This window comes from Pseudomonas sp. GW456-E7 (assembly GCF_059424105.1).
The window spans coordinates 1-26320 of the sequence record NZ_JBWKZB010000046.1; the positions used below are offsets into that span (position 1 = coordinate 1).

Genomic DNA, 26320 nt, shown 5'->3' on the forward strand with positions numbered 1-26320 from the left:
AATCAAGATCAAAAGATCGCAGCCTGCGGCAGCTCCTACAGGGGGGTGTGCTGTTTAGCGCATGAACAAGCCGCCGTTGATGTCCCAGCACGCGCCCGTTACGGAGGCGGCGTTGTCGGCGATCAGCAGCAACACGCTGTCGGCGATGAACGCTGGATCACCGAGGGTGCCGGCCGGGATCATTTTCAGGATCTGCTCCAGACGCTCCGGCGCCACGGTTTCGCGCACCACCGGCAAGTCCAGCGGACCCGGCGAAATACTGTTGACCGTCACCCCTTGCGACGCCAGTTCACGGGCGAAAACCTTGGTCAGGGTCGCCACGCCGCCCTTGGCCGCCGCGTAGTGCGCGCCGGTGGCAGTACCGCCGTTCTGCCCGGCCAGGGACGCGATGTTGACGATGCGCCCGAAGCCACGCTCGGCAAAGTGCGCGCCGAACACCTGGCAGGCCACGAAGGTGCCGCGCAGGTTGATCGCCATCGACTCGTCGAACTCTTCTGGCGTGATGTCCATCAGCGCCGCGACTTTCGACACACCGGCGTTGTTCACCAGAATGTCGGTGCCGCCCCACTGCCCGACGAGCAGGTCGCGGGCACGCTGGAAGTCGGCCTTGCTGCGCACATCCAGCTCGATGGCCATGGCGCTGGCGCCGCTGCCATCGAGTTGCAACGCCAGTTGCTGCACGCCATCGAGGCGCACATCCGCCAGGGCGACGCGATAACCTGCCGCATGCAGACGGCGGGCGATGCACTCGCCCAGCCCGCGCGAGGCACCCGTTACGAGGGCTACTCGACTCATGATGGTGCCCTCACAAAAGGAAGCCGAGCGCGCTCAGGCTGTCGGTTGAGTTGATCAGGCGCACCACCTTGCGTTCCAGGGTCGGTACGCCGTCGGTGAAGCGGATGCGGTGGTTCAGCTCGGCCACGAATGGCGTGTGCACGCCGCGCTTGTAGGCGTACAGCAGCTGCGCGGAATTCACTTCGACGATGTCACCGGCCGCTTCCACCAGACGGAAACGCGAGACGGTGCGAATGGTTTTCGCCGCGTCCACCGCCGACGGCGAGAAGCCGGCGCTCAGGCGTTCGATGCGCAGGGCACGCATGCGCGCATCGTCGTAGGCGTAGTTGAGGGTCGCTTCGAAATCCTCGGTGTCCGGGTCGATCGGCACGATGTACTTGCCGCTGTCGCTCCACAGGGTCGCCCATTCGGCATAGTGCTTGTGGTCGAGCAGTTCGGCTTCGCGCCAGATGAATTCGATGGCCTGGGCCAAGGGGCCGGAAAAACCATTCAGGGTGTCGTGATTGCTCATTGGCTCATCATCCTTTTCCACATGTCGTAGGCACCGCGCATGCCGCCTTCGTCGGTGGCGTGGCTGACCTTGTCGCCGTTTTCAGCGGTGATTTCGCGGTTCAGGCCGCGGTTGACCAGGATCGGCGCGTCGACGCCGGCATACGAGCCGCGCTGTACGCGGTCCCAGGCTTCGGCATCGTCAGGGCTGCCGAAACCGAACGGCCCCTGGAAGTGTTCGTGGATGCGCATGCGCTCGCGGTTGGCGATTTCCGGGCCGCCGTCCATGCCGAGGGCCACGTGACGGATCTCGGTTTCGGTGACCGACACCGGACGCAGCACGCGGAAGAACGACATCGACATCGCCACGTTGGGGAACAGGTTCAGGTTGAAACCGGCGCCGTGCAGCGAACGTACGATGCGACGGACCTGATCGGCCGGCAGGGTTTTCGACAGCTCTTCGGTGACGTGGGCGAAGCGCTCCTGCAACTGTTCGGTGCCGTCGTCGTGATCCAGGTCGACGTGCTCCGGCACCATCACCATCACGCTATGGCCGTTGCCCAGGGAGTGGGTCACGGCTTGTTCGTCGGTCATGAACGAGAGCATTTCCGAGGTTTCTTCGTCCACCGACGACATGAACGACTTGTGCACGATCGGGAAGTGATAACCGTCGGTGGTGTTTTCCAGCTGGATCTTCCAGTTGCCCTTGAAACTGAACTTGTGTTCGCCCTGGGTCTTGATCGGGTAGCCGGCGCCCTGCTTCATGAACAGGTCCATCCAGTGTCTGGCACCGCCGAGGAAGTCTTCCAGCGGTTCGATTTCGTCGTTGTAGCTGGCGAAGACCATGCCGGCGTAGCTTTCGACGCGCAGGCTGGTCAGCGGCAGCTCGGACTTCTCCAGAATGCCTTCGTAGCCGTCCGGATACGGCAGCGCCCGCAGCTTGCCGTCCAGGCCATAGGACCAGCTGTGGTACGGGCAGGTGAAACCGGTGGCGTTGCCCTTGTGCTTCTCGCACACGGTGGCGCCGCGGTGGCGGCAACGGTTTTCCAGCACGTTGATGGTGTTCTTCTTGTCGCGTACGACGATCACCGGGCGACGGCCGATGGTGGCGGTCTTGAAGTCGCCTGAGTTGCGCACCTCGCTTTCGTGGGCCACCCACACCCAGGTGCGGTAGAAGATCTTTTCCAGCTCGGCTTCGAACAGCGCCGGGTCGTTGTACAGCGAGACGTCGACGCGGTCGTGACTGACCAGGTCTTCGGGGCTTTTCGACGTTGCGATCAGCCGGTATTCATGAGTGCTCATGCGGTTCTCCTCATGGCTTCTTTTCAGATTTGGGTTGTAGAGGCTTGAAGTTGCGCACCAAAGGCGCAGACCAGTTCGTCCTGACCTTTGCGGCCGACGATTTGCAGGCCGACTTTCAATCCGCCGCAATCGAGCTCCACCGGCACCGTCAGCGCCGGGTGGCCGCTGAGGTTGAAAGGCCGCACCAGCGGGGTCATGCCAGCCACGGCCTTGCTGCCGGCGCGGGCTTCGCTGAGGGTTGGTGGCAAAGTCGGCAGCGTGGGCAACAGCAACACGGCAAAGTCTTCCAGCGCCGCATCCACCTGTTGCGTGAAGCGCGTGCGCACGGCTTCGGCCTGGGCCAGTTCTTCACGGGTGGTGCGGCTGGCCGCCAACAGACGTGTCTCGACATCGGCACCGATCAGGCCTTTGCCGGTGAGATGACCGAACGCGGCCCAGTTTTCAAAATTGATCACGGTCAGGCCGGCGGCGAACGCGGCTTCGAATTCGCTCAATTGCAGATGGCTGCGACGCCATCCGGCACGGTCGGACGCGGCACCGAGACTGGCTTGCAGATGCGCGTCACAGGCCACGTCGAGGAAGCCGACTTTCGCGCCGTCTGCGGGCAGTCCCTGCACGTCAAAGCCTGGGCAAATCACCTGCATGGCGGCGATCAGGTCGTCCATGCTTTTGGCGAACGGCCCGACGCAATCGAGGCTGGATTCCAGTGGATGGGCACCGATGCGGCTGACACGGCCATAGGTCGGCTTGAGCCCGGCGATACCGCAGCACGCCGCCGGCACCCGCACCGAACCTCCGGTGTCGGTGCCGAGGGCGATGTCTGCCAGGCCGGCGGCGACTGCCGAGGCCGAGCCGCTGGAGGAACCGCCCGGCACCCGGTCCGGCGCCTGCGGGTTCACCGGTGTGCCGGTCCAGTCGTTGATGCCGGTGACGCCGAAGGCCAGTTCATGCAGGTTGGTCTTGCCGACGATCTGCCAGCCGGCATCGAGGATCGCGTCGACCACTTCGGCGTTTTTCGTTGCAGCGGGTGCATCGGCGAAGGCACGGCTGCCCGAGCGGGTCGGGTGGCCGGCGATGTCGATGGAGTCCTTGATGGCCACGCGCTTGCCGTTGCCACCGAGGAGGAATTCGCTGATGAAAGTACTCATGTGCCCGCTCCCAAAGTGAAGAGCTCCGTGTTGAACAGCCGTTGCGTACGGAAATGCGCGATCAGCCAAGTGCCGTCGACGTAGCGGAAATCGATGTTCAGGCGCGTGCCGAACAGCTCGTTGCGGCCATCGGCGTAGGTGGAAATCTGCTGCATGATCCACTGCCCCTGCGCCCGATCACCGTCGACCACGATCGACTCGCTGGTGAGGTAATGCAGGTTCAGCTTGAAGTGGTCGGACGGCGGCAGGTAACCGCCGACAAACGCGGCCACGGCATCACGCCCACGGTGCTCACCGAAGGTCTGCGCGGTCTGGCTGCCGACGCCTTCCCAGACCGCGTCTTCGGTGAACAACCGGGCCAGATCGCTGACATGGGTGACAGCCCGCGGCACATCGCACAGGTCCATGTAGTGCGCCATCAGGCGGCGCACCGCGCTTTCCCCTTCGAGCGTCTGAAGACGCTGCAGCAAGGCCTCGTTCATGGCTTACACCCTGGCCGCGTCAGGGATGGTCAGCGGGCGACCGATGCGCGCTTCGACCTTGGCGTAGCGCCACAGGCTGTACTCGCCGACCGGCGTGGTGCGGAACAGGTTGCAGGCGTCGATCACCGACTGGTGGCAGTCGACGTCGGCCATGATGTACACGGTCCAGGGCGAGGTGGTGGACGGGCCGACCATCAAACGGTCGTCGTCCATGGCACCGAGCACGGTGATGCCGGGCATGGCGCCGAGGGAGCCCATCATCTGGCTGAAGCCTTTCCACACGCTCAGGCCTTCACCGGTGGGCAGGTCGAAAAAGTTCTGGGTGATGCCGATGCAGAAGACGACGCGCAACGGTTCCTGGGTAGCTTGGGACATGGTGTTGATCCTTGAAAAAGTAATGAAAAATCAGATGTAGCCCGGGAACGGCGGCACGCCGAGGAACACCGAGCCGGCGCCGTCGTACAGCCCTTCGCTGAGGAAGGCGTGCTGGGTCACCACCATCGAGTCACGCAGGTAGCGTTGCAGCGGATGACGCAGGTAAATCGCGGTGGTCCCGGCCAGGCTGTAGGCGCTCTGCACCACTTCGACACCCGCCTGGGAGACATGGATCGCCGACAGGCGCAGCAGGCTGGTCTGCTCCGGCGTGACCGGGTTGCCGGCCAGGATCGAGTTCCACACCTGTTCAGTGGCGTTGTAGAAGAACCCCCGTGCGGCCATCAGCTTGGCTTCGGCCTTGGCGATCTCGATGCGCACGTAAGCGCGGTCGGCCATTTTCGGCGCACCGGTAATGCCGCCGGCGCCGGCCATGCGACTGATTTCGTCCAGCGCTGCACGGGCCAGGCCGAGGTTGACCACCGCCAGCACTTGCGCGGCGTAGGCGATCGACGGGTAGCGAAACAGCGGTTCGTCGATGGTTGCAGCCCCGCCACGGATGAAGGTCCAGCGGTCCTCGACGAATTTGTCGGTGACACGCAGGTCATGGCTGCCGGTACCCTTGAGGCCGACCACATCCCAGTTCTCGACGATCTCGACCTGGCTGGCCGGGAACACCGCCGTGCGCGGTTTGCCACCCGCCCCACTGGCGCCGATGCCGACACCCAGCAGGTCCGCGCCTTTGCTGCCGCTGGCGAACTTCCAGGTGCCGTTGACCTGCCAGCCGCCTTCCACCGCCTCGGCTGGCTGCAACGGGAACAACCCGCCGGCGAACACCAGGTCCGGGCTCTCGGCGTAGATTTCAGCCAGGGTTTCCGGCGGCAAGGCCGCCAGGTAGACACCGGCGCTGCCGAAGCTGGCGACCCAGCCCGCCGAGCCGTCGGCTTCGGAGATGCGTTCGATCATGTGCAGGAACAACGCCGGTGCCAGGGCGTCGCCGCCGTAGCATTTCGGCGTGGCGGCGCGGTAGATGCCCACCTGCTTGAAGCGCTCGATCATGTCCCGAGGCACGTGGGAGCCGGCGTCGAATTCCTCGCGGCGTTGGCGAACCTCATCCAGCACCTGCTCAAATAGCTGACTCTCGACCATTGGCACGACCGGGCCGGACACAGGGTCTTGTTGCCGCAGCATGGGCTAGTTCTCCGTTTTGATTATTGTTAGAGGGCTCCACCGCTCCTTGTAGGAGCGAGCTTGCTCGCGATGGTCGTCAACGATGACGCTGGAAACCTGGCACCCCGTGGCGCTCTCAGGTTCATCGCGAGCAAGCTCGCTCCTACAAGGGTCGGGTCGTTGCCCTTGCATTGGAGTCCAGTGTAAAAACCGCATCCGCCCGCCACTATTGGTGCGTGCAGCCCCCTCGCTAAAGAAAACCCCTAGGTCCACGCCGGTTACCTCTGAGCGCATCGCGCTGTGCGAGCAGGTATAAAACGCCATACTGCAAATCTCTGCCGCCAGGGGCCGTGCGATGTACCTGCCAAAACCGAACGACTTTTTTGCCCTGATCGAAGCCATGCCGCTGTGCATCATTCTTCATGACGCGCACACCAAGGAGATTCTCTGGGCCAACGCCGCTGCCCTGGCGGCGCTGGGCTTTACCCTGGAGGAACTGACGCCGCTCAAGGCCCCGGACATGACCCGCGATGCGCCGAAGTACCGGCGTTCGGTCGGCTTGCGCTGGCTCGAAGGCGCCGCGCGCACCGGGCAGCGCGCCATCGAGTGGTGCTATCGCTCCAAGCAAGGGGTGGAGATTCTTTCCGAGGCGGTGGCGACCCTGGTGCACCTGGACGGTCGCGATGTGTTGATGGTGCAGTTCCGCGACATCTCCAAAGAGGACAAGGTCAAGCGCGACCTCAAACGTTTCGAAAGCCGGCTCAAGGCCTTCATGCAGGACCTGGCCGAAGGCGTGGCGGTGCTCGGCCCCGAGGGTGACATCCGTTTTATCAGCGACTCCGGCGCGCACCTGCTCAACAGCGAAGTGCACCAGCTGATGGGCAAGAACTTCCTGGCCTGGTGCGACGACGCATCCAGCCAGCGCCTGCTGCAACAATTTGCCCATGAAACGCCGGAACACGCGCCGTTCAACGTGCATTACAAGGTGCAGCGCCGGGATGGCGAGTGGCGCTGGCATGACGCGACCTGCCGCTACATCGAGATCGAGGATGATCTGGTCGGCCATCTGCTGCTGTTCCGCGACGTCACCGAGCAGGTCCAGGCCGAGGAGGCGCGGCGGGTCAGCGAGCAGAAGCTCGAGTACCTGGCGCGCTACAACGCCATGGGTGAAATGGCCGTGGCCATCGCCCACGAACTGAGCCAACCCTTGGCCGCCACCCGCAACTTCATCGAAGGCACGATGATTCGCCTGGGCAACGCCGGCGAAACCGATCAGGACGTCGCCTGGGGTTTGCAAAACGCGGTACGGCAAATCGAGCATGCCTCGGTGATCATCAAGAGCGTGCGCGATTACGTGGTCAAGCTGGAGCAATCGGAAGAGCGGGTCGACCTTAATGAGCTGCTGCGCGAAACCCGCTACTTCATCAGCCTGCGGGCCGATCCGAGCCGGGTGCGCGTGGAAATCATCGCCTCGCCCGAACCGCTGATGGTGAGTTGCGAGAAGGTGCTGATCGGCCAGGTGATCCTCAACCTGGCCTTCAACGCCATCGAAGAAATGGCCGACCTGCCCGCCGAACGCCGCGTGTTGCGTATCCAGGCCAGCCGCGACAACGAGGTGGCGCTGGTGCGCATCGAAGACTGCGGCCGTGGCATCCAGGCCCAGGCGCAGGAGAAGCTGTTCGACGGCTTTTTCTCCTCCAAGGTCAGCGGCAACGGCATTGGCCTGGCGCTGTGCAAGAACATCATCGGCCGCCACCGGGGCGATATCTGGGCGCAAAACCTGACGCCGTGCGGCGCGGTCTTCAGCTTTTCCCTTCCACTCGCCTGACCAGCACAACTCCTCTGGTCTGACATACACAAACCCTGTGGCCTTACACAAACCCTGTGGCGAGGGGGCTTGCCCCCGTTGGGTCGCGAAGCGGCCCCAGCATTTTCCAGTCACACCGTGCCAGCAGGTTTTGCGGCTGCTTCGCAACCGAACGGGGGCAAGCCCCCTCGCCACAATGATTTCACTGGCAATTTCAGCGCGCATGAAGAGGGTTTCACGACACTGGCACAGACACACAAACACTTGGCAGGCAGGGCAATTCTCCTGATCGCGGGGCACGGCAGAATCAAAGGGTAAAAATCTGCCAAAGCACCCGCGATCCGCGTTACCAACAATTCAGGAAGTTCCCCTTATGCGAACAAACAGGATCTCCGTACAGTCAGCGCTTGGCCTGAGCCTGCTTGTACTCGGTTTAAACAGTGCCCGCGCGGACCTGCCCGCCGGTACGATTGGCCAGACCGTTCTGGCGTTTCCACCCGAAGCTCACCGCGCGTTTGTCATCGACGTCGAGTTCGACAGTTTCGTCGCCGGCCGCGTGACCGTGGTCGACCCGGACCAGAAGCGCATCCTCGGCATGGTGCCGACCGGTTTTGCCGCGCCGTCGACCCTCAGCCATGACAAGAAGACCCTCTACAGTGCGGACATCTGGTATTCGCGCGGCACCCGCGGTACCCGTACCGATGTGCTGACCGCGTGGGACAGTTCGACCCTGTCGCCGGCCTGGGAAGTGCTGATCCCGAACAAGCGCGCCGAATCGCTGACCCAGCGTTATGCGCTCAAGCCGAGTGGCGACGACAAGTTCGTCTATGTCTACAACTTCACGCCGTCGACCTCGGTCACTGTGGTCGATACCCAGGCCAAGGCCGTTGCCACGGAAATCGCCATTCCCGGTTGCGTGCTCAACTACCCGATCGGCAACCGCCGCTTCGCCTCGCTGTGCGGCGACGGCAGCCTGCAAGTGGTGACCCTCAACGATCAGGGCCAGGAAACTGCGCGCAGCCGCACGCCGTTCTTTGATCCGAACGCGGAAAAACTGGTGGAGCGCGCGGTCAACGTCGGCGACACCTACTACTTCACCACCACGACCGGCACCGTGCGCCCGGTGGATTTCGCAGGTAGCGCGCCGAAGATCCTGCCGTCCTGGTCGCTGGTTACCGACGAAGAAAAGAAGGCCGGTTGGGCACCGGGTGGCTGGCAGTTGATGGCCGTGGCACCGAAGCTGGACCGCCTGTATGTGCTGATGCACGACGCCCACGAAGCCATGAAGTGGGAAGACCCGAGCCCGCTGATCTGGGCGTTCGACCTCAAGACCCACAAGAAAGTAGCGACCCTGGAAGCCCCGGTTCCGGTGTGGAGCATGCAGGCCACCGGTGACGACAAGCCGCTGTTGCTCGGCACCGATGTGGAAGGCGGTTTGCAGATTTTCGATCTGAAGACCAACAAGCTCACCGGCAGCATGCCGAAAGTCGCGAAGACCGCGACTCAGGTCCTGAGCTACTGAGAGGTTCGGCCATGCACACAGATCCGATCTTCATCATTGCCAGCGCCATCGCCATCGCGGTGTTGCTGGCCAGCGCCGCCACCCACAAGTTGCGCACGCCGGCCCGCTTCGCCCGGCAACTGGCGGACTACCAACTGCTGCCCCAGGCGCTGGTGCGCCCGACGGCACGGCTGGTGCCGCTGCTGGAACTGGCCATCGCCTTTGCCCTGCTGATGCCGGTCAGCCGAGGTTACGCCGCGGTGAGCGCCGCCAGCCTGTTGGCACTGTACGCCGCCGCCATCGGCATCAACCTGTGGCGCGGTCGCGCGGACATCGACTGCGGTTGCGCCGGTCCCGACCAGGCACAACCGCTGCGCCCGGTCCTGCTGGCGCGCAACAGCGCACTGGTGCTGCTTGCACTGGTGGCCAGCGTGGCGCCGGTGGCCCGCGACCTCAACCTGTTCGATGGCTTCGTGACCCTGGCCGCCGCCGCGGTCGCGTTGCTCATCTACGCCGCGGCCGATGGCTTGCTGGCGAACTCCCCTCTTCTGCTCAAATTGATTGGTAGGTAATCGAAATGGAAGGCTTGATTGTTTCCAACGTTCTGCTCTGGGTGCTGCTGGTGGCCGTGGCGTTTGTCGTCATGGGCCTGGTGCGGCAGATTGGCGTGCTGCACGGGCGTCTGGCCCCGGCCGGCGCGCTGATGGTCGACAAAGGCGTGGCGGTCAATGAACCCGCGCCGCAAATCACTGCCAGCGATCGTCACGGTCGCCCGGTGAACTTCGGTTATGCCGGTGAAAAATCGCAATTGCTGTTCTTCCTCTCGCCGACATGCCCGATCTGCAAGTCGCTGCTGCCGGCGATCAAATCCATCGCCAAGGAACAAGCGGGCAGCCTGGATGTGGTGTTCGTCAGCGATGGCGACATGGACGCCCAGCAAGCGCTGATCCGTGAACACAAACTCGAAGACGCCACCTACGTGGTCGGCCCGGAAGTGGGCATGACCTACCAGATCGGCAAGCTGCCGTACGCCGCGCTGATCGACAAGGCCGGCACCCTGCGCGCCAAGGGCCTGGTCAACTCCCGCGAGCACCTGGACAGCCTGTTCGAAGTCGAGCACCTCAAGCACGCCACGCTGCAGCAGTACCTCAATGCCCAACCCCACACTCACGACCACAGCCACGGCCATAGCCACTGATAAGGCAGGGAGACGTTTATGAAACTGCTGGATCTGTTGTTCGAGCGCTCGACCCGCCGTGTGGCCGACACCACCTCGCGCCGCAAATTGCTGTCGCGCATGGGCTCGCTGATGGTGGCCGGTGCCGCCCTGCCCTTGCTGCTGCCGCTGGACCGTACCAGCAAGGCCCTGGCCGCGGAGCCGGCGCAGGCTGGCGACCCGGGTGATCCAAACAGCTGCGACTACTGGCGCTACTGCTCCATCGACGGCTTTCTGTGCAGCTGCTGCGGCGGTTCGGTGACCTCCTGCCCGCCAGGCACCGAAGCCTCGCAAGTGACCTGGATCGGCACCTGCCGCAACCCGGCCGATGGCAAGGACTACATCATTTCCTACAACGACTGCTGCGGTAAGCAAAGCTGCGCCCAGTGCGCCTGTACCCGTAACGACAGTGAAGAACCGGCTTACCGCCCGTTCAACAACAACGATGTGAACTGGTGCCTGGCCGCCAAGTCGCACATCTACCACTGCACCGTTTCGGTGATCCGCGGCGTCGCCGTCTAAACGCGCACTTTCCGCCGGTTGCTCGCGCAATCGGCGGTTTTTTTCTGTGGCTGCTTTTCATTTTTTTACTGCTTTGTCTGTGTACCTGTAGGAGCGAGCCTGCTCGCGAAGACCGTCAACGATAACGCGGGCTATCTGGTTCAACGCGGCGCCCTTGAGTTCTTCGCGAGCAAGCTCGCTCCTACATGAAGGTGCCAAACCGGTCATCAGCGGAGGTCTGTTTTATGCGTAGGTTGATATTGCTCGGACTCGTCTGCGCCCTGAGCGCCCCGGTCGCGTTCGCCCGGGCTATTCCCGACCCGGCGCAGGGCCATGCGCCGGGCAACGAAGAGGTGCAAAAACCGATTGCCCAGGCCGGGTACGGCGTCGGCGTCAACTATCAGTTGCAATGCGCCGGTTGCCACCTGGGCGACGGCACGGGTTCCGCCGCCAATGACACGCCACGGATGAAAGGCTTTGTCGGCAACTTCCTGAAGGTACCGGGCGGCCGCGAATTCCTCGTGCGGGTGCCGGGCATGTCGCAGTCGGCGCTGAACAACGCGCAACTGGCGGACTTGCTCAACTGGCTGATGCGTAAAGACGGCATGGCGGGCGAAAGCCTGCCGGCCGACTATCAGCCTTACACCGCCGAAGAAGTCGCGGCGCTGCGCGCCCAGACCATGCTCAACCTGCCCGGCACCCGCAGCGAGTTGATCAAGGCCATGCGCGTCCGGGGCATCGCCATCGATGACGGGATGACTGCTGGAACGATGGACTCGCCGACGGCAAATCAGTAACGTAGCCGGTGCTGCTTTCGAATCCACAAAAGCGAAAAGGGAGTTTGCATCGTGACCGAAGAGACAAAACCCAAAGGACCGGCTTCGTACTTCCCGTCAATCGAGAAGAAGTATGGGCAGCCGATCAGCCATTGGCTGGACCTGCTTAAAACCCTCAGCGACAAGAAACACATGGAAATGGTGGCCTGGCTCAAGACCGAACACGGCATGGGGCATGGCCACGCCAACGCGTTGGTTGCCTATCATTTGGCAACGGCCACCTAGCGCCGGACAACGCCATGCCCGCCCCCGAATCCACCCTCCTCGACAGCTGGCACCACAATGCCCGGGCCTGGATCGACGCCATCCGCACGGGCACCATCGAAAGCCGTCTGAAGGTCACCGACCAGGCCATTCTGCTGGCGGTGCTGGGGCGCCAGCCCGAGCGGGTGCTCGACCTGGGTTGCGGCGAAGGCTGGCTGTTGCGTGCACTGACGGACCGGGCCATCGAGGCGGTCGGTGTGGATGGCGATGCGACGCTGGTGGAAGCGGCGCGGGCGGCGGGTGCTGCACCGGTGCATCTGGCGAGCTATGAACAGCTGGCAGCGGCAGCCGTCGACATCGGCCGCGACTACAACCTGATCTGCGCCAACTTCGCCCTGCTGCATCAGGACATCATCCCCCTGCTCGGCGCCATGAACAGCCTGCTCGCCCCTGGCGGCGCGCTGGTGATCCAGACGCTGCACCCGTGGGCCGTTGCGGCGGGCGACTATCAGGATGGCTGGCGGGAGGAGACCTTTGCCGGGTTCAAGGGCCAGTGGCAGCCCATGCCGTGGTACTTCCGCACCCTGTCCAGTTGGCTCAACGCGCTGGACATGGCGGGTTTTGTACTGGCCGGCTTGCAAGAACCGCAGCACCCGCAAAGCCCTGTGCCGCAGTCGTTGCTGTTGGTGGCCGAGCCGCGGTTGTAGGAGCAAAGAGGCCGGCACATTCGACATCAATGTTGCCTGACACTCCGTCATCGCGAGCAAGCTCGCTCCCACAGGTTAAGGGGCTGTACGCAAAATCTGCGAACTAACCAGGTCACTGTGGGAGCGAGCTTGCTCGCGATTGCGGTCTGGCAGTCACTACACCGGTGTCTGTCATGCCGCCTTCGCGAGCAGGCTCGCTCCCACAGGTTCAGCGGTTGAGCGCAAAATCTGCGAATTAACCAAATCATTGTGGGAGCGGGCTTGCCCGCGAAGAGGCCGGCACATTCGACATCGATGTCGCCTGACAGTCCGTCATCGCGAGCAAGCTCGCTCCCACAGGTTCAGCGGTTGAGCGCAAAATCTGCGAACTAACCAGGTCACTGTGGGAGCGAGCTTGCTCGCGATTGCGGTCTGGCAGTCACTACTCCGGTGTCTGTCATGCCGCCTTCGCGAGCAGGCTCGCTCCCACAGGGTTCAGTGGTAGATCCAGCAAAGCGTCAGGCCCATTCTTTACGCAACTGACGCGCAGCGTTGACCATGTGCACCAGCGCCGCTTCGGTTTCCGGCCAGCCGCGGGTTTTCAGGCCGCAGTCCGGGTTGACCCACAGGCGGTCGGCGGGAATGCGCCTGGCGGCCTTGCGCAGCAGGTTGGCCATTTCCGAGGCGTCCGGCACCCGTGGCGAGTGGATGTCGTACACGCCGGGGCCGATGTCGTTCGGGTAGGCGAAGGCTTCGAACGCGTCCAGCAACTCCATGTCCGAGCGTGAGGTTTCGATGGTGATCACGTCGGCATCCATGGCGGCGATGGACTCGATCACATCGTTGAACTCGCTGTAGCACATGTGGGTGTGGATCTGGGTTTCGTCACGCACACCCGAGGCGCACAGGCGGAACACTTCGGTCGCCCAGTCCAGGTAGTGCTGCCACTGCGCCTGGCGCAACGGCAAGCCTTCGCGGAACGCGGCTTCGTCGATCTGCACGATCCTGATCCCGGCGGCTTCCAGGTCCACCACTTCGTCGCGAATGGCCAGGGCCAGCTGACGAGCCTGTACTTCACGGGTCACGTCTTCACGGGGGAACGACCACATCAGCATGGTCACGGGACCGGTCAACATGCCCTTCATCACTTTGTCGGTGAGGCCTTGGGCGTAGCGGATCCACTCCACGGTCATGGCTTTCGGGCGGCTCAGGTCGCCGAAGATCACCGCCGGTTTCACGCAGCGCGAACCGTAGCTCTGCACCCAGCCAAAACGCGTGAACACATAGCCGTCGAGTTGCTCGGCGAAGTATTCGACCATGTCGTTGCGCTCGGCTTCACCGTGAACCAGCACATCCAGGCCCAGGCATTCCTGCACTTGCACGGCGTGGCGAATCTCGCTGTGCATGGCTTCGGTGTATTCGGCTTCGGTCAGCTTGCCTTGCTTGAACGACTGGCGCGCCAGACGGATCGACGCGGTTTGCGGGAACGAACCAATGGTGGTGGTCGGGAACAGTGGCAGGTTCAGGCCGGCGCGTTGCCTGGCAATACGCTGGGCAAACGGCGATTGACGCTGGCTGTCCCTGGCGCTGATCGCGGCCACACGGGCCTGAACAGCCGGTTTGTGGATGCGTGGCGATGCAGCACGGGCCGCCTGAACGGCGCGGCTTTGGCTCAGCGCATCGAGCACGTTCGGCGCCTCGGGCTCGTTGACCGCCTGAGCCAGCAGCGCGACTTCTTCACACTTCTGCACGGCAAACGCCAGCCAGCTTTTCAGCTCGGTATCGAGTTGCTCTTCGCGGCCCAGATCAACCGGGCTGTGCAACAGCGAGCAGGACGGCGCGACCCACAGGCGATCGCCCAGGCGTTCGTGAGCGTGCTGCAGGGTGGCCAGGGCGTTTTCCAGATCGCAGCGCCAGACGTTACGGCCGTTGACCACACCCAGCGACAGCACTTTATAGGCTGGCAGGCGGTCGAGAATGGTCGGGTACTGTTCAGGTGCACGCACCAGATCGATGTGCAGGCCATCCACCGGCAGGTTGGCGGCCAGGCCGAGGTTCTCTTCCAGGCCACCGAAGTAAGTGGCGACCAGCTTCTTCAGCGGATCGCGCTGGATCAGGTTGTAGGCGCGTTCGAAGGCGTTTTTCCAGTCCTGAGGCAGATCGAGGACCAGGATCGGCTCGTCGATTTGCACCCACTCAACGCCCTGTGCCGCCAGGCGCTGGAAGATCTGGCCGTACAGCGGCAGCAGGCGTTCGAGCAGTTCGAGCTTGTCGAACCCGGCACCCTTGGCCTTGCCCAGCCACAAGTAGGTCAGCGGGCCGATGATCACCGGCTTGACGTTGTGCCCCAGTGCGAGGGCTTCTTCGACTTCTTCGAACAGTTGATCCCAGCCAAGCTGGAACTGCTGGTCGGCGCTGAATTCCGGGACCAGGTAGTGATAGTTGGTGTCGAACCACTTGGTCATTTCCTGGGCGTGGGCACCGCCGCAACAGCTGTCGCTCACACCGCGCGCCATGCCGAACAGGGTCTGCAGGCTGGCCTTGCCATCGTGCGGGCGGAAACGCTCAGGGATCACACCGAACATCAGCGAGTGGGTCAGGACCTGGTCGTACCAGGCGAAGTCGCCGACTGGCAACAGCTCGATCCCGGCCTTTTTCTGCAAGTCCCAGTGGGTCTTGCGCAGGTCACGGCCAACGGCGCGCAGGCCGGCTTCGTCCAGCTCGCCCTTCCAGAACGCCTCTTGGGCCTTTTTCAGTTCACGGTCGCGGCCGATGCGCGGAAATCCAAGGGAATGGGCCAATGCCATGACAATAAAACTCCATGTGGTTGATGGCGTCATTGTCGGTAGTTGAGCCCTGGTGAGACAAACTCATTTAAATCGTGATGATCACGAGTTTATTTCATGAAGATAGACGCAGGCCTTTGCGTCGAAGCGCGACGCACTACGCCTGATAGTAATAAAGCTTGTTGATGATCACCCAGCGACCGTCCACCTTCAGCAACGACAGGTAATCGGTAAACCGTATCCCGGCGAAATCATCGATGACCTTGACCGCCGCGGCGTCGCCGGTGACATCGAGACTGATCACCTGCCAAAACGGCTGCGTACCGGCAGGCGCCGGGATTTCGGCCTTGATGGCGATGACAAACTCATCCAGGGAAGCCCATTCAAGCACCTTCTGGAAGTGACCGATGATGCGACAGTCTGGATGAAAGGCCTTGCGCAACAGCGCTTCATTGGCGAAGACCATGCCCTCCACGTAATGACGCACCACCAGGTGGATCTGTTCGGTATCTATCGATTGAGTGCTCATGATTGAACCTCTGGTTGTCTTGACCGACAGTCTCCCCCAGGCTGATCAAGCAGAAAGTCTAGGCAGCGCTCGTGCAGTTGCGCGGTTTTACGACCGGAGGCGCGGAGCCCACGCAAAAAAAAACAGTGGCGAGGGAGCTTGCTCCCGCTGGGTCGCGCAGCGGCCCCATAAAGGGGACTGCTGCGCAGTCCAGCGGGAGCAAGCTCCCTCGCCACAAGTCATGTATTTCTGCAGGAATAACACCAGGTCACACTGATCAAATCTCCCAGATCAGGTTGACCGCCGCATAACGCCCAGGCTGAGTCATACGATCAAGACCCGCTGCGTTTTCGTCGCGGCCCTGCACGTCACCCCAGTTCCAGTACTTCTTGTCGGTGACGTTGAACAGGCCGCCGTTGATCGACACTTCCTGCGTCACCTGCCACCAGGCCGTCAGGTCGAGGGTGCCATAGCCCGGGGTCTCGAACTGGCGGTTGATCAGCAAGTCGGCATCGCCGCTGTGGTCGACGCGGTCCTTGGACTGAACCAGGGTCCACATGACCTGGCCGCCATACACACCGCTCGGTGCATCGTAGGCCAGGCCCATGACAGCCTTGAGCGGGTCGACACTGTTGAGCGCCTCGCCGGTTTCCTCATTCTTGCCGCGTGCATAGGCAATCGAACCCAGGGCACGGGTACCTGCCGGCATGAAGGCGTCCAGCTTGATGTCACCCTTGGCTTCGGCACCACGGATGGTGACCTTGCTCACGTTTTGCGACTGGAAGGTCAGCGGGATGTCGCTGGTCGGATCGGTGAAGCTGACCGTTTCGATGAAGTCCTTGTATTTGTTGTAGAACAGCGCGATGCCGAAGCTGCCCAGGTCATAGCGACCGCGCAGGCCGGTCTCGAAGCTGTTGCTGGTTTCCGGCTTGAGGTTCGGGTTGCCGATTTGCTTGTAGCCAAATTGCGGGTTGCTGAACTCACCGTACATGTTGACCGGGTTCGGCGCGCGGAAGCCGGCAGCGTACTGGCCGTAGACGCTTTCGTGTTCGGTCAGCTGATAGGTCACGCCGAATTTCGGCGAAATGTGATCGTCGGAGAGGCGCGAGGGATCGGTGTCCGAGGGCAAACCGTTGAGGTATTCCTGCGTGACGTGCGGTGTCTGACGGTAGTAGTCGTAGCGCAGGCCTGGCAACAGGGTCCAGCGGCCGACCTCGATACTGTCCTGGACGAACAGGCCCAGGGATTCGCTGGTCGGATCCGGGAAGTCGCTGACCGGGAAGTTCTCCGTGGCCGGCACAATGGCGCCGGTGTCCAGGCGCACTTCTTGACCCGTACGCTTGTTGCTCGACTCGATGCGTTTGACCTCGGCACCGTAGATCAGGTGATGCCGGGTGTCGGCAATCGCGAATTCCTTGTCCAGCTGGGTGTTCAGGCTCCACAGGCGCTCATCGTAAGTCGACTGACGGGTGCGCACGCGATTGACCCGCGAGGTGGTCTGGCGCTGCTGATAAGTGTCCTGGTCGTTGCTGCTTTCCTGATAGTTCAACTGCCATTGCAGCTTGTCGGCCATCGCGCTGTCCAGGGCCAGGGTATGGGCCAGGCTGTAGCGGGTGCGGTCGATGCTGTCATCGGCCGTGGAGCCGAGAATCGCCGGGCTGGTGAGGGTGGCGCGGGTGACGATATCGCTCAGCAGGTTGCTGTTGGCGTCATCCTGGTAGCGCTCGTAGGTGAACTGCAGGCGGTCGCCCTCGCCGTAGTCCCAGCCCAGTTTGGCCAGCACGTTTTCGGTGGTGTAGTTCAGCGGGTTGGCTTCGGTGCGCGATGCGCCTACACCACCGACATTACCTGCGGTGTCGGTGGACTGACCGTCGCGGCGACCCAGGTGCAGCAGGCCGTCGACCGTGCCGGTACGCCCGGCGAACGTGGCGCTGCGCTGCCAGCTGTCATCGCTGCCGTCGTAGCCGGTCTTGAATCGCGCGTAGGTGTCGTCGCCGTCTTCGAGGTACTCGCCGGCATCCTTGGTCAGGTAGCTGACCGCACCGCCGATGGCGTCGCTGCCGTACAACGAGGACGCCGGGCCGCGGATGATTTCCACCTGCTTGATGGTGTCGAGGTCGACGTAGTTGCTGCGCACGTCCTGGAACGGGCTGAAAGCGTTGCTTTGCGGCACGCGCACGCCGTCGACCTGGGTCAGTACGCGATTGCCGTCGATGCCGCGGATGTTCGCCCCGGACAGGCCGAAACGGCTGCCGGTGCCGCTGACCGAAACGCCCGGCTCGTAACGCACCACATCCTTGAGGTCCTTGTCGTTTTGCTGATCGATTTCACGCTCGCTGTGCACCGACACGGTACTCGGCACTTGCAGCAGGGTCTGCTCGGTGCGGGTGGCGGTCACGCTGACGGTATCGAACTGGGTAACGGGTTCAGCGGCAAAGGCCAGCGAAGGCGAGAGCAACAGCAAGCAGAGCCAGGGACGCATGGCGAATGGCGGGCGGATCGACATCTAACTTTTACTCCTGGGATCTGACAGGGGTCACTTGCATGCAGGGTGTTGAAGGGGGTCTGCATGGGCGACGGACACTGTCCGGCGTGTGTTTGATTTTTTTATGGACAAAGCGTTTGGCCCCGTTCTGCTGATGGGATGTATACAAAAACGCTCGTCGGCAGCGGCGGCGAAGATAACCAGCTTGACTTGTAAATGCAAATTATTACCATATGCATTCCGCTTAAAACTGGAACGAGTGTGCATGAAGCACTTCTGGGGTTGTCTGGGGTTATCGATTGCGCTGCATCTGAGCGCCGGATGGCTCGTTCGCGAGATTCAGGCCGCGCCCGAACCCCTGGCCTTTCAGCCGCCGATGGCGATTCAGTTGGTGACGCTGGCACCGATTGCCGTGCCCGCACCCACTCCGCCGCAGCCCGTGCGCGCACCTGCCCCGATGCCGGCATCAGCACCTGCGCCTGTACCTGCGCCTGTACCTACGAAACAACCTGAAACGGCGAAAGCCGAGACCGCACCGACACCGGTCAAGCCGCTGCCGGTCAGCACCCAGCCGTCCTTGGTCAAGGCGCCAGGCAAGCCACAACCGCCTGCCGAACCTCGTGGCGAAACCAGACCGGAACCCCGTCGTGCCGACCCCGTGGAGCTTCCGGCCACCATGGCGCAGACCCCGACTCGACCGGCACCGGCAGCGACGCCCGCCGCCGCGCCCGCACAGAACGCCAACCCGACCCTCCCCGTCGCTGCCGCTCCGACGCCCATGCTCACCCCGGTGGTCAGCCTGCGCCCGTCTTTCGTCACCCCTCCCCCGGCGCCCCGTTATCCCAACACTGCCCGCCGTCGCAACCAGCAGGGTGTGGTGCGGATCGAGGTGCGCCTCGACGAGCGCGGCCAGCAACTCAAGCTGACGCTGGTGCGTTCCTCGGGGGTTGAAAGCCTTGACCAGGCTGCTCTCGAAGCAGTGACCACCTGGCGTTTCCGCCCCGAAATTGTCGACGGCCGGGCTGTGCCCAGCCGTGTAGAGATACCAATAGAATTCGCCCTCACGGCGAACCGTTGATCCTGAAGGAGCATCACATGACCGCCAATACTTCCGCCCTGCCAGTCGCCCCGGCCCTGTACCAGAGCTGGCAACAACTGCGCGCCGAACAACCCGGCCTGCGCGCCCGCGATGCCGCGGCCAAACTGGGTGTCAGCGAAGCTGAACTGACCGCCAGCCGCCTGGGCACCGATACCGTGCGCCTGCGTCCGGAATGGAAGGAACTGCTGCCGGCGCTGGGTGAACTGGGCACCATCATGGCCCTGACCCGCAACGAGCATTGCGTGCACGAGCGCAAAGGTGTGTACAGCGAAGTGACCGTGATGGGCAGCGGCCAGATGGGCATGGTGCTGTCGCCGGACATCGACCTGCGCCTGTTCCTCAGCGGCTGGGCCAGCGTATTCGCCGTCGATGAAAACACCCCGCGCGGTCCGCAGCGCAGCCTCCAGGTGTTCGACCGCCAGGGCCTGGCCGTGCACAAGGTCTACCTGACCGCCACCAGCTTCGATGCCGCCTGGGCACCGCTGGTCGAGCGTTTCCGTGCCGAACAACAGACGGCCGAACTGGACCTGCAACCGCTGCCACAGGCCAAGGCGCCACGCGTCGACAGCGAAGTGGACGTCGACACCCTGCGCAGCGAATGGTCGCAGCTCAAGGACACCCACGACTTCTTCATGCTGCTCAAGCGCAACGACGTGGCGCGCACCCAGGCCCTGCGCCTGGCCGGTCACGAGTGGGCCGAACCCTTGGCCACCGTCGAGCTGACCCGGGTCATCGAAGAAGCCGGCAAGCGCGAAGTGCCGATCATGGTGTTCGTCGGCAACAAGCACTGCATTCAGATTCACTCAGGGCCGGTCAGCAACCTGCGCTGGATGGACACCTGGTTCAACGTGCTCGACCCGATGTTCAACCTGCACCTGAAGACGACCGGCGTGACCGAGTTGTGGCGTGTGCGCAAGCCGAGCGTCGATGGCATCATCACCAGCTACGAAGGTTTCGATGCCGAAGGCGAACTGGTGATCCAGTTGTTCGGTGTGCGCAAGCCGGGCATTCCTGAGCGTGACGACTGGCGTGCCCTGGCTGAAACCGCCACCCCTCTGATCGGCTAAGGAAGAGTCCCGATGCGTATCAAAACACTGCTGGCCTGTGCCGGCGTGCTCGTCAGCCAGATGGCCGTCGCCGACGCCCTGCCCCAGCGCTGGGTCAGCGCCGGCGGCGCATTCAGCGAATGGGTGGTCGCCCTGGGCGGCGAAAGCAAGCTGGTGGGTATCGACAGCACCAGCCAGTACCCGCCATCGCTGCACAGCCTGCCGGGCGTCGGCTACCAGCGTGCACTGGCGGCCGAAGGCATCCTGGCCCTGAAGCCGGACATTCTGGTGGGCAGCAACGAAATGGGGCCGCCACCGGTGTTGGAGCAACTCAAGGCCGCCGGCGTGCGCATTGAATTGCTGTCGGCCAAGGCCGACGTGCCGGCCCTGCAACACAACCTGACCGAACTCGGCCAACTGCTGGGCAAGGAAACCGAGGCCCAGGCGCAGATGGCGGGCTACCTCAAGCGTCTGCAAACCCAGGCCGATCGGGTCAGGCTGGCGCAGCAACAGCAACCGGCGCCCCGGGTGCTGATGCTGCTCAGCCACTCCGGTGGCAACCTGCAAGTGGCGGGCAAGGACACCCTGGCGGCCTGGATGATCCAGCAGGCCGGCGGCAAGAGCCTGGGCGAGCACAACGGCTACAAACCGGTCTCCAGCGAAGCCATGCTGAGTCTGGACCCGCAGGTGATCATCTTCGCCGGTGGCAAACTGCAAGGCGATGCGGCCCGCAAAGCCCTGCTGGAACAGAACCCGATCCTGGCGCAAACCCAGGCCGGGCGTGATGGCCGGGTGCTGGTGATCGACCCGACGCTGCTGGTCGGTGGCCTTGGCCCGCGAGTGCCGGACGCCTTGACGCGTCTGTCCACGGCGTTCTATCCGGATGTCAAGGCGCAGACTGCCGAGACCCACCCATGACGGCCATTTTCCGGCCGCGTCCGACCTTGATCTGTTTACTGCTGTTGCTGGTGCTGGTGTTCTGGCTGTCCCTGGCCCTCGGGCCGGTGAGCCTGCCGCTGGGCGATACCTTGCTGGCCGGGATGCGCCTGCTGGGGTTGCCGCTTGACGGGGGTGACACGCAGCAGGCGGAGCTGATCCTCGGTCAGATCCGTCTGCCGCGCAGTCTGCTCGGCATCGCCGTGGGCTCGGTACTGGCGTTGTCCGGCGTGGCGATGCAGGGGTTGTTCCGCAACCCCTTGGCGGACCCGGGCCTGGTCGGCGTCTCCGGCGGTGCCGCGCTGGGTGCCGCCCTCGCCATCGTCGGCGGCAGTTTGCTGGGTGGCGTGCCACCGGCCATCGAACCTTACCTGCTGTCGGTCAGCGCCTTCGCCGGTGGCTTGATCGTCACGGCGGTGGTGTATCGCTTCGGCCGCCGCAACGGGCAAACCGACGTTGCCACCATGCTGTTGGCGGGGGTGGCGATGACGGCCATGGCCGGTGCCGGCGTGGGTCTGTTCACCTACCTGGCCGATGACGCGACCCTGCGCACCCTGACGTTCTGGAACCTGGGCAGCCTCAACGGCGCCAGCTATCCGCGCCTGTGGCCATTGCTGATCGTCACTGTGGGCGTGGCGCTGTGGTTGCCACGTCGCGCGGCGGCACTCAACGCCATGCTGCTGGGCGAGTCGGAGGCCCGTCACCTGGGCTTCGACATCGAGCGCATCAAGCTTGAGCTGGTGTTGTGCACGGCGCTCGGCGTCGGCGCGGCCGTCGCGGCGGCCGGCCTGATCGGTTTCATCGGCCTGGTGGTGCCGCACCTGATGCGCCTGCTGGTCGGCCCGGATCACCGGGTGTTGCTGCCCGCGTCGTTGCTCGCCGGTGCGAGCCTGCTGTTGCTGGCCGACCTAGCCGCGCGCCTGCTGTTGGCGCCGGCCGAATTGCCGATCGGCATCGTGACCGCACTGATCGGCGCGCCGTTCTTTCTTTATCTGCTGGTACGAGGGCGTTCCTGATGCTGCGGGCAAACAACTTGCTGGTACGTCGTGGCAACCGCACGGTACTGGCGAACATCGATATCCAATTGCGCCCCGGCGAAGTGCTCGGTGTGCTGGGACCGAACGGCGCCGGCAAAAGCACCCTGCTCGCCGCCTTGTGCGGCGAACTGCCGACCAGCGAAGGCACGGTCAGCCTCGACGAGCGTCCACTCGCCGACTGGCCGGGCCAGGAACGGGCCAGGCGCCTGGCCGTGCTGCCGCAGAGTTCGAGCCTGAACTTTGCGTTCTCGGTCAATGAAGTCGTGGGCATGGGGCGCCTGCCTCACGCCAGCGGCCGCGTGCGCGATGGCGAAATCGTCGCCGAGGCGCTGTCAGCGGCCGATGCGCTTCATCTTGCCGGACGCAGTTACCTGGCGCTGTCCGGCGGTGAACGCCAGCGCGTGCATCTGGCGCGGGTGCTCGCTCAACTCTGGCCGGGGGCCGAAGGGCAAACCCTGCTGCTCGATGAACCGACGTCGATGCTCGATCCGCTGCACCAGCACACCATTTTGCAAGCCGTGCGCGACTTTGCCGAGCGCGGTGCAGCGGTGCTGGTGATTCTGCACGACCTCAATCTGGCGGCGCGTTACTGCGATCAACTGCTGTTGTTGCAACAGGGCCTGCCCCACGCCTACGGTCCACCGGCACAGGTGCTGACCGCCGAGGCGCTGGCGGCGGTGTATGGCCTGGAGGTGCTGATTCACCAACACCCGGAACGCGGCCACCCGTTGATCATCGCGCGCTGATACCGTCCCCCCTCCTTCGTTGATCGAGGGGGCTTATGTCTATTCAAGGAAAACCGATGCGCTTTCTGCTGCTGTGTGCGTTCAGCCTGTTGGCTGCCTGCCAAACCCATTCTGTAACGCCGCCCCCGGCGCCGATTGCCCCGCAAGGGCGCGATCACGCCGATCTCGGCGTCATCCGCGAACTCGCCAGCGGTCGCACGCTGACACCGCAGGAACTGGTCGAACGCCTGGCCGTCGCGCCGCGGGTTCTGGTCGGTGAACAGCACGACAACCCGGACCACCACGCCCTGCAATTGTGGTTGCTGCGCGAGCTGGCGGCACAGCGTGCCCAGGGCAGCCTGCTGATGGAGATGCTCAATCCCGATCAACAGGCCAAAGTCGATGCCGCGCAAGCCGCGACCCGCGCTGGCCAGCCGCCGGCCGATGCGTTCAAGGCGCTGGCCTGGCAGGCCAATTGGGACTGGAGTGTCTACGGTGCCCTCGTCACCTACGCGCTGCGCCAACCCTATCCGCTGCTGGCGGCGAATCTGGACCGCGCACAGATCATGCAGATCTATCGACAGCGCCCTGAGTTGAAAGGCGAAGCGTCCACCACCCGACAGGTGCAGGCGACCTTGCTGGACGACATCCGCCAATCCCATTGCGGTCTGCTGCCCGAATCACAAATGCCGGCCATGCTCGCCGTGCAGCAACAACGCGACCGTCGCATGGCCGAACGCCTGATGGCCTCGCCGACGCCGGCGTTGCTGCTGGCCGGGGCCTTTCACGTGCGCAAGGATCTCGGGGTGCCGCTGCACTTGAAAGACCTCGGTGCCGGTGAAGGCAACGCCGTGCTGATCCTCGCCGAAGCGGGCAAGACCGTGACCGCCGAGAGCGCGGATTACGTGTGGTACACGGCCGCACAGCCGGAACAGGATCATTGCGCGAAGTTGCGTCGTTAAACGCGACCGAAACATTGGCGAGGGGGCTTGCCTGTGGCGAGGGAGCTTGCTCCCGCTGGGTTGCGTAGCGACCCCAAAAAAAAGAGGGCCTGCTGCGCAGTCCAGCGGGAGCAAGCTCCCTCGCCACAGGCAAGCCCCCTCGCCACAAGAGCTCTCTCGCCCTGACGGCGCGACACTATGTCACGCCTCTGCGCCGGTCCAATGGTCGTATCCACCCCGCCGCTACCGGCACAGTTTGTTAAGATCCCCCCGATTTTTTCGTCTGTACAGTCACTACGCTGTCAGTTTCAGCCTGTTCAACAGGATGCTTTTTTCCATGAGTACTTTGTATACCCGCCGAACTGTCCTGCAAGGCATGGGCCTGTTGAGCCTGGGCCTGCTCGCCGGTTGCGACGACAGCAGCAAGTTGTCGTTCAAGTACGGCAAAGATCTCAGCGACAAGATCATGGGGCGTAACTTCAAGCTCACGAACACCGAGGGCGAAACCAGGATGCTGGGCAGCTTTCGCGGCCTGATGCCGTTGGTGTTCTTCGGCTTCACCCAGTGCCCGGCCGTGTGCCCCACCACGCTGGCCCGTGCCGCCCAGGCCAAAAAGCTGATGGGCCGCGATGGCGAAAGGCTGCAGGTGATCTTCATCACCCTGGACCCTGAGCGCGATACGCCAGAGCTGCTCGACAAGTACGTCAAGGCCTTCGACCCGAGTTTCGAAGCGCTGTACGGCACCCTGGAAGAAACCGCCGCCACCGCCAAGGAATTCGGCGTGTTCTTTGAAAAAGTCCCGAGCGGCGATACCTATACCCTCTCCCATACCGCGACCAGTTATGTCTTCGACTCCCGGGGCAATCTGCGCCTGGGGCTGTCCGCGTCCCTGACGGCCAAAGAGTGCGCAGAGGACCTGCTCACCGTGATGGAGGTTTGCTGATATGAATGCCCCGCAGGCTAAGAACCGTTTCGCACAGCGTTGCAAGCAACTGGCACTGGGCCTGTCCCTGGTCGGCCTGGCCTTTCAGGTGTCGGCACAAACCCGGGTCGACGACGCCTGGGTCCGCGCCACCGTAGCCGGCCAGCCGTCGAGCGGCGCCTTCATGACCGTCACCGCGAGCAGCGACAGCAAACTGTTGAGCGTGCAAACGCCGGTGGCAGCTCTGGTGCAGATTCATGCAATGAGCATGAAAGACGACGTGATGAAAATGCAGCAGGTGGACGCCGTGGCACTGCCGGCCGGTAAAGCGGTGAGCCTGGATCCCAATGGCTACCACATCATGCTCATGAACCTGACGGGCCAGATCAAGGAAGGCGACAAGGTACCGCTGACCCTGACCGTCGTAGACGCCAAGGGCGAGAAAGAGTCGATCCAGGTTGAAGCCGTTGCCAAGGCGATTGGCACCATGGATCACGGCAACATGGCGCATGATCACAGCAAGATGAATTGATTTTCCCGTAGCGCCGCAACGTCAAAAAGATCGCACGTTGCGGGTCAGGTAAAACACAGTACCTGTGGGAGCGAGCTTGCTCGCGATTTACGGCGGGTCAGTCAACATTGATGTTGAATGGTACGCCGCCATCGCGAGCAAGCTCGCTCCCACAGGAGTTGCCCAAAAAACATCCCGTGGAAATCCACCGTCACCGACAATTTCAATGCCCTCGGCTCACCCTGGGTCAGGTCATTGTTGGCGCCGAGCTTTTCACGTCAACTCAAACGAGCTTGAGCACGACGTTGATGTTGTTGCGCGTGGCTTTCGAGTACGGGCAGTACTGGTGCCCGGTGTCGACGATTTTCTGTGCGGTCTCACGGTCCAGCCCCGGCAGGCTGACATTGAGCCGGGCCTGGAGCAGGTAGCCGCCTTCATTGGTGCCCAGGTCGACTTCCGCATCGACCGCCACATCCTTGGGCAATGCCACTTTCATTTCCCTGGCTGCCACTTGCATGGCGCCGATAAAGCAGGCTGACCACCCGGCAGCGAACAATTGCTCGGGGTTGGTACCGCCACCGCCCGCACCTGGCGAAGACAGCTTCACATCGAGGATTCCGTCGGAGCTGCGGGAGGCGCCGTCGCGCCCGCCGGTGGTGTGGGTCTGGGCGGTGTACAACACTTTATCGATCTGGTTCATGCTGACCTCCTGATTGAGTTGTAGGAAACCGGTTTTAACACCCATCCAGTCGCCGGGATGGTCAATCAATATAGACGTCACCGGCCCGCGCCGCGGTCGATCCGACCAGCGCCCG

27 protein-coding genes and 1 pseudogene are annotated in these 26320 nt (G+C 63.3%); 17 read left to right on the forward strand and 11 right to left on the reverse strand.

Going from position 1 to position 26320, the window contains the following annotated elements:
* Window positions 1-54: 54 nt before the first annotated feature.
* The 7 genes from AC07YV_RS23915 to AC07YV_RS23945 are packed head-to-tail and all read right to left on the reverse strand — an operon-like array spanning window position 55 to window position 5779.
* The gene (locus AC07YV_RS23915) at window positions 55-795 is read right to left on the reverse strand and encodes an SDR family NAD(P)-dependent oxidoreductase (RefSeq protein ID WP_102701672.1); all 741 of its coding nucleotides are present in this window, start codon (window positions 793-795) and stop codon (window positions 55-57) included.
* Window positions 796-805: 10 nt separating this feature from the next.
* Window positions 806-1306, reverse strand: a complete 501-nt coding sequence (locus AC07YV_RS23920; RefSeq protein ID WP_102701673.1) for an aromatic-ring-hydroxylating dioxygenase subunit beta — start codon at window positions 1304-1306, stop codon at window positions 806-808.
* Window positions 1303-2586 carry an aromatic ring-hydroxylating oxygenase subunit alpha gene (locus tag AC07YV_RS23925; protein ID WP_102701674.1) on the reverse strand — a complete coding sequence of 428 codons (1284 nt, stop codon included), beginning with the start codon at window positions 2584-2586 and terminating at the stop codon, window positions 1303-1305. The genes AC07YV_RS23920 and AC07YV_RS23925 overlap by 4 nt, the downstream gene beginning before the upstream one ends.
* A 23-nt stretch (window positions 2587-2609) precedes the next feature.
* The gene (locus AC07YV_RS23930) at window positions 2610-3734 is read right to left on the reverse strand and encodes an amidase (RefSeq protein WP_102701675.1); all 1125 of its coding nucleotides are present in this window, start codon (window positions 3732-3734) and stop codon (window positions 2610-2612) included.
* A complete protein-coding gene (locus AC07YV_RS23935) occupies window positions 3731-4216 on the reverse strand; it encodes a nuclear transport factor 2 family protein (protein ID WP_102701676.1) in 486 nt (161 codons plus the stop codon). Before AC07YV_RS23935 ends, AC07YV_RS23930 begins: the two co-directional genes overlap by 4 nt.
* 3 nt (window positions 4217-4219) lie before the next feature.
* Window positions 4220-4591 (reverse strand): hypothetical protein, encoded by a 372-nt coding sequence (locus AC07YV_RS23940; RefSeq protein ID WP_007978123.1) that lies wholly within the window; start codon window positions 4589-4591, stop codon window positions 4220-4222.
* Between the two features lie 30 nt (window positions 4592-4621).
* On the reverse strand, window positions 4622-5779 hold the full coding sequence (locus tag AC07YV_RS23945; protein ID WP_102701677.1) for an acyl-CoA dehydrogenase family protein: 1158 nt from the start codon (window positions 5777-5779) through the stop codon (window positions 4622-4624).
* A 69-nt stretch (window positions 5780-5848) separates the two neighbouring features.
* Between AC07YV_RS23945 and AC07YV_RS23950 the strand changes: the two are divergent.
* The 9 genes and pseudogenes from AC07YV_RS23950 to AC07YV_RS23990 all read left to right on the forward strand — a co-directional run.
* Window positions 5849-5926: pseudogene (locus tag AC07YV_RS23950) on the forward strand (outer membrane lipoprotein carrier protein LolA); the annotation flags it as partial.
* A 187-nt stretch (window positions 5927-6113) separates the two neighbouring features.
* A complete protein-coding gene (locus AC07YV_RS23955; protein WP_102701678.1) occupies window positions 6114-7586 on the forward strand; it encodes a sensor histidine kinase in 1473 nt (490 codons plus the stop codon).
* Window positions 7587-7938: 352 nt separating this feature from the next.
* Window positions 7939-9087, forward strand: a complete 1149-nt coding sequence (locus AC07YV_RS23960) for an amine dehydrogenase large subunit (protein WP_095968170.1) — start codon at window positions 7939-7941, stop codon at window positions 9085-9087.
* An 11-nt stretch (window positions 9088-9098) separates the two neighbouring features.
* Window positions 9099-9638, forward strand: a complete 540-nt coding sequence (locus AC07YV_RS23965; protein WP_102701679.1) for a MauE/DoxX family redox-associated membrane protein — start codon at window positions 9099-9101, stop codon at window positions 9636-9638.
* 5 nt (window positions 9639-9643) lie between these two features.
* Window positions 9644-10264 (forward strand): methylamine dehydrogenase accessory protein MauD, encoded by a 621-nt coding sequence (mauD, locus tag AC07YV_RS23970; RefSeq protein ID WP_085728207.1) that lies wholly within the window; start codon window positions 9644-9646, stop codon window positions 10262-10264.
* A gap of 18 nt (window positions 10265-10282) precedes the next feature.
* Entirely contained in the window at window positions 10283-10804 is a 522-nt protein-coding gene (locus AC07YV_RS23975) for a methylamine dehydrogenase light chain (protein ID WP_007978110.1), read from the forward strand.
* A gap of 224 nt (window positions 10805-11028) precedes the next feature.
* Window positions 11029-11580 (forward strand): cytochrome C, encoded by a 552-nt coding sequence (locus tag AC07YV_RS23980; protein ID WP_102701680.1) that lies wholly within the window; start codon window positions 11029-11031, stop codon window positions 11578-11580.
* Between the two features lie 51 nt (window positions 11581-11631).
* A complete protein-coding gene (locus AC07YV_RS23985) occupies window positions 11632-11844 on the forward strand; it encodes a DUF4287 domain-containing protein (protein ID WP_008002604.1) in 213 nt (70 codons plus the stop codon).
* A 14-nt stretch (window positions 11845-11858) separates the two neighbouring features.
* A complete protein-coding gene (locus AC07YV_RS23990; protein WP_102701681.1) occupies window positions 11859-12530 on the forward strand; it encodes a class I SAM-dependent methyltransferase in 672 nt (223 codons plus the stop codon).
* A gap of 497 nt (window positions 12531-13027) precedes the next feature.
* Here the strand turns inward: AC07YV_RS23990 and metE are convergent, their stop codons facing one another.
* The 3 genes from metE to AC07YV_RS24005 form a co-directional block, all read right to left on the reverse strand.
* The gene (gene metE / locus AC07YV_RS23995; protein WP_102701682.1) at window positions 13028-15316 is read right to left on the reverse strand and encodes a 5-methyltetrahydropteroyltriglutamate--homocysteine S-methyltransferase; all 2289 of its coding nucleotides are present in this window, start codon (window positions 15314-15316) and stop codon (window positions 13028-13030) included.
* 136 nt (window positions 15317-15452) lie between these two features.
* Window positions 15453-15824 (reverse strand): nuclear transport factor 2 family protein, encoded by a 372-nt coding sequence (locus AC07YV_RS24000; RefSeq protein WP_102701683.1) that lies wholly within the window; start codon window positions 15822-15824, stop codon window positions 15453-15455.
* Between the two features lie 256 nt (window positions 15825-16080).
* Window positions 16081-18309, reverse strand: a complete 2229-nt coding sequence (locus tag AC07YV_RS24005) for a TonB-dependent hemoglobin/transferrin/lactoferrin family receptor (RefSeq protein ID WP_102701685.1) — start codon at window positions 18307-18309, stop codon at window positions 16081-16083.
* A gap of 244 nt (window positions 18310-18553) precedes the next feature.
* On the opposite strand from AC07YV_RS24005, the gene AC07YV_RS24010 reads away from it, so the two are divergent.
* The 8 genes from AC07YV_RS24010 to AC07YV_RS24045 all read left to right on the forward strand — a co-directional run bounded on the left by AC07YV_RS24010 (window position 18554) and on the right by AC07YV_RS24045 (window position 25526).
* Window positions 18554-19366: an energy transducer TonB gene (locus AC07YV_RS24010; RefSeq protein WP_102701686.1), complete on the forward strand. Its 813-nt coding sequence runs from the start codon at window positions 18554-18556 to the stop codon at window positions 19364-19366.
* 17 nt (window positions 19367-19383) lie between these two features.
* Window positions 19384-20454: a hemin-degrading factor gene (locus AC07YV_RS24015; protein ID WP_102701687.1), complete on the forward strand. Its 1071-nt coding sequence runs from the start codon at window positions 19384-19386 to the stop codon at window positions 20452-20454.
* A 12-nt stretch (window positions 20455-20466) separates the two neighbouring features.
* Complete coding sequence (locus AC07YV_RS24020; protein ID WP_102701688.1) at window positions 20467-21351, forward strand: heme/hemin ABC transporter substrate-binding protein; 885 nt, start codon at window positions 20467-20469, stop codon at window positions 21349-21351.
* 50 nt (window positions 21352-21401) lie between these two features.
* Window positions 21402-22385, forward strand: coding sequence for a FecCD family ABC transporter permease (locus tag AC07YV_RS24025; RefSeq protein ID WP_173900848.1), 984 nt, complete (start codon window positions 21402-21404; stop codon window positions 22383-22385).
* Window positions 22385-23152: a heme ABC transporter ATP-binding protein gene (locus tag AC07YV_RS24030; RefSeq protein ID WP_102701690.1), complete on the forward strand. Its 768-nt coding sequence runs from the start codon at window positions 22385-22387 to the stop codon at window positions 23150-23152. Before AC07YV_RS24025 ends, AC07YV_RS24030 begins: the two co-directional genes overlap by 1 nt.
* Window positions 23153-23208: 56 nt before the next feature.
* Window positions 23209-24093 (forward strand): ChaN family lipoprotein, encoded by an 885-nt coding sequence (locus AC07YV_RS24035; protein WP_102701691.1) that lies wholly within the window; start codon window positions 23209-23211, stop codon window positions 24091-24093.
* Between the two features lie 316 nt (window positions 24094-24409).
* Window positions 24410-25015: an SCO family protein gene (locus tag AC07YV_RS24040; protein ID WP_102701692.1), complete on the forward strand. Its 606-nt coding sequence runs from the start codon at window positions 24410-24412 to the stop codon at window positions 25013-25015.
* A 1-nt stretch (window position 25016) separates the two neighbouring features.
* A complete protein-coding gene (locus AC07YV_RS24045; protein WP_102701693.1) occupies window positions 25017-25526 on the forward strand; it encodes a copper chaperone PCu(A)C in 510 nt (169 codons plus the stop codon).
* Window positions 25527-25788: 262 nt separating this feature from the next.
* On the opposite strand, the gene AC07YV_RS24050 is transcribed toward AC07YV_RS24045, so the two are convergent.
* Window positions 25789-26205: an organic hydroperoxide resistance protein gene (locus AC07YV_RS24050; protein ID WP_095968188.1), complete on the reverse strand. Its 417-nt coding sequence runs from the start codon at window positions 26203-26205 to the stop codon at window positions 25789-25791.
* Window positions 26206-26320 lie beyond the last annotated feature (115 nt).

What these genes read in the sequence shown, in the direction of transcription:
- AC07YV_RS23920 (WP_102701673.1), bottom strand. Translation starts at nt 1,306, where the DNA reads ATGAGCAATCACGACACCCTGAATGGTTTTTCCGGCCCCTTGGCCCAG.
- AC07YV_RS23945 (WP_102701677.1), bottom strand. Translation starts at nt 5,779, where the DNA reads ATGCTGCGGCAACAAGACCCTGTGTCCGGCCCGGTCGTGCCAATGGTC.
- AC07YV_RS24030 (WP_102701690.1), top strand. Translation starts at nt 22,385, where the DNA reads ATGCTGCGGGCAAACAACTTGCTGGTACGTCGTGGCAACCGCACGGTA.
- AC07YV_RS23965 (WP_102701679.1), top strand. Translation starts at nt 9,099, where the DNA reads ATGCACACAGATCCGATCTTCATCATTGCCAGCGCCATCGCCATCGCG.
- AC07YV_RS24045 (WP_102701693.1), top strand. Translation starts at nt 25,017, where the DNA reads ATGAATGCCCCGCAGGCTAAGAACCGTTTCGCACAGCGTTGCAAGCAA.
- AC07YV_RS24015 (WP_102701687.1), top strand. Translation starts at nt 19,384, where the DNA reads ATGACCGCCAATACTTCCGCCCTGCCAGTCGCCCCGGCCCTGTACCAG.
- AC07YV_RS24005 (WP_102701685.1), bottom strand. Translation starts at nt 18,309, where the DNA reads ATGTCGATCCGCCCGCCATTCGCCATGCGTCCCTGGCTCTGCTTGCTG.
- AC07YV_RS24010 (WP_102701686.1), top strand. Translation starts at nt 18,554, where the DNA reads ATGAAGCACTTCTGGGGTTGTCTGGGGTTATCGATTGCGCTGCATCTG.
- mauD (WP_085728207.1), top strand. Translation starts at nt 9,644, where the DNA reads ATGGAAGGCTTGATTGTTTCCAACGTTCTGCTCTGGGTGCTGCTGGTG.
- AC07YV_RS23980 (WP_102701680.1), top strand. Translation starts at nt 11,029, where the DNA reads ATGCGTAGGTTGATATTGCTCGGACTCGTCTGCGCCCTGAGCGCCCCG.
- AC07YV_RS23925 (WP_102701674.1), bottom strand. Translation starts at nt 2,586, where the DNA reads ATGAGCACTCATGAATACCGGCTGATCGCAACGTCGAAAAGCCCCGAA.
- metE (WP_102701682.1), bottom strand. Translation starts at nt 15,316, where the DNA reads ATGGCATTGGCCCATTCCCTTGGATTTCCGCGCATCGGCCGCGACCGT.
- AC07YV_RS23960 (WP_095968170.1), top strand. Translation starts at nt 7,939, where the DNA reads ATGCGAACAAACAGGATCTCCGTACAGTCAGCGCTTGGCCTGAGCCTG.
- AC07YV_RS23955 (WP_102701678.1), top strand. Translation starts at nt 6,114, where the DNA reads ATGTACCTGCCAAAACCGAACGACTTTTTTGCCCTGATCGAAGCCATG.
- AC07YV_RS23930 (WP_102701675.1), bottom strand. Translation starts at nt 3,734, where the DNA reads ATGAGTACTTTCATCAGCGAATTCCTCCTCGGTGGCAACGGCAAGCGC.
- AC07YV_RS24020 (WP_102701688.1), top strand. Translation starts at nt 20,467, where the DNA reads ATGCGTATCAAAACACTGCTGGCCTGTGCCGGCGTGCTCGTCAGCCAG.
- AC07YV_RS24050 (WP_095968188.1), bottom strand. Translation starts at nt 26,205, where the DNA reads ATGAACCAGATCGATAAAGTGTTGTACACCGCCCAGACCCACACCACC.
- AC07YV_RS23990 (WP_102701681.1), top strand. Translation starts at nt 11,859, where the DNA reads ATGCCCGCCCCCGAATCCACCCTCCTCGACAGCTGGCACCACAATGCC.
- AC07YV_RS24035 (WP_102701691.1), top strand. Translation starts at nt 23,209, where the DNA reads ATGCGCTTTCTGCTGCTGTGTGCGTTCAGCCTGTTGGCTGCCTGCCAA.
- AC07YV_RS24000 (WP_102701683.1), bottom strand. Translation starts at nt 15,824, where the DNA reads ATGAGCACTCAATCGATAGATACCGAACAGATCCACCTGGTGGTGCGT.
- AC07YV_RS24040 (WP_102701692.1), top strand. Translation starts at nt 24,410, where the DNA reads ATGAGTACTTTGTATACCCGCCGAACTGTCCTGCAAGGCATGGGCCTG.
- AC07YV_RS23935 (WP_102701676.1), bottom strand. Translation starts at nt 4,216, where the DNA reads ATGAACGAGGCCTTGCTGCAGCGTCTTCAGACGCTCGAAGGGGAAAGC.
- AC07YV_RS23940 (WP_007978123.1), bottom strand. Translation starts at nt 4,591, where the DNA reads ATGTCCCAAGCTACCCAGGAACCGTTGCGCGTCGTCTTCTGCATCGGC.
- AC07YV_RS23975 (WP_007978110.1), top strand. Translation starts at nt 10,283, where the DNA reads ATGAAACTGCTGGATCTGTTGTTCGAGCGCTCGACCCGCCGTGTGGCC.
- AC07YV_RS23915 (WP_102701672.1), bottom strand. Translation starts at nt 795, where the DNA reads ATGAGTCGAGTAGCCCTCGTAACGGGTGCCTCGCGCGGGCTGGGCGAG.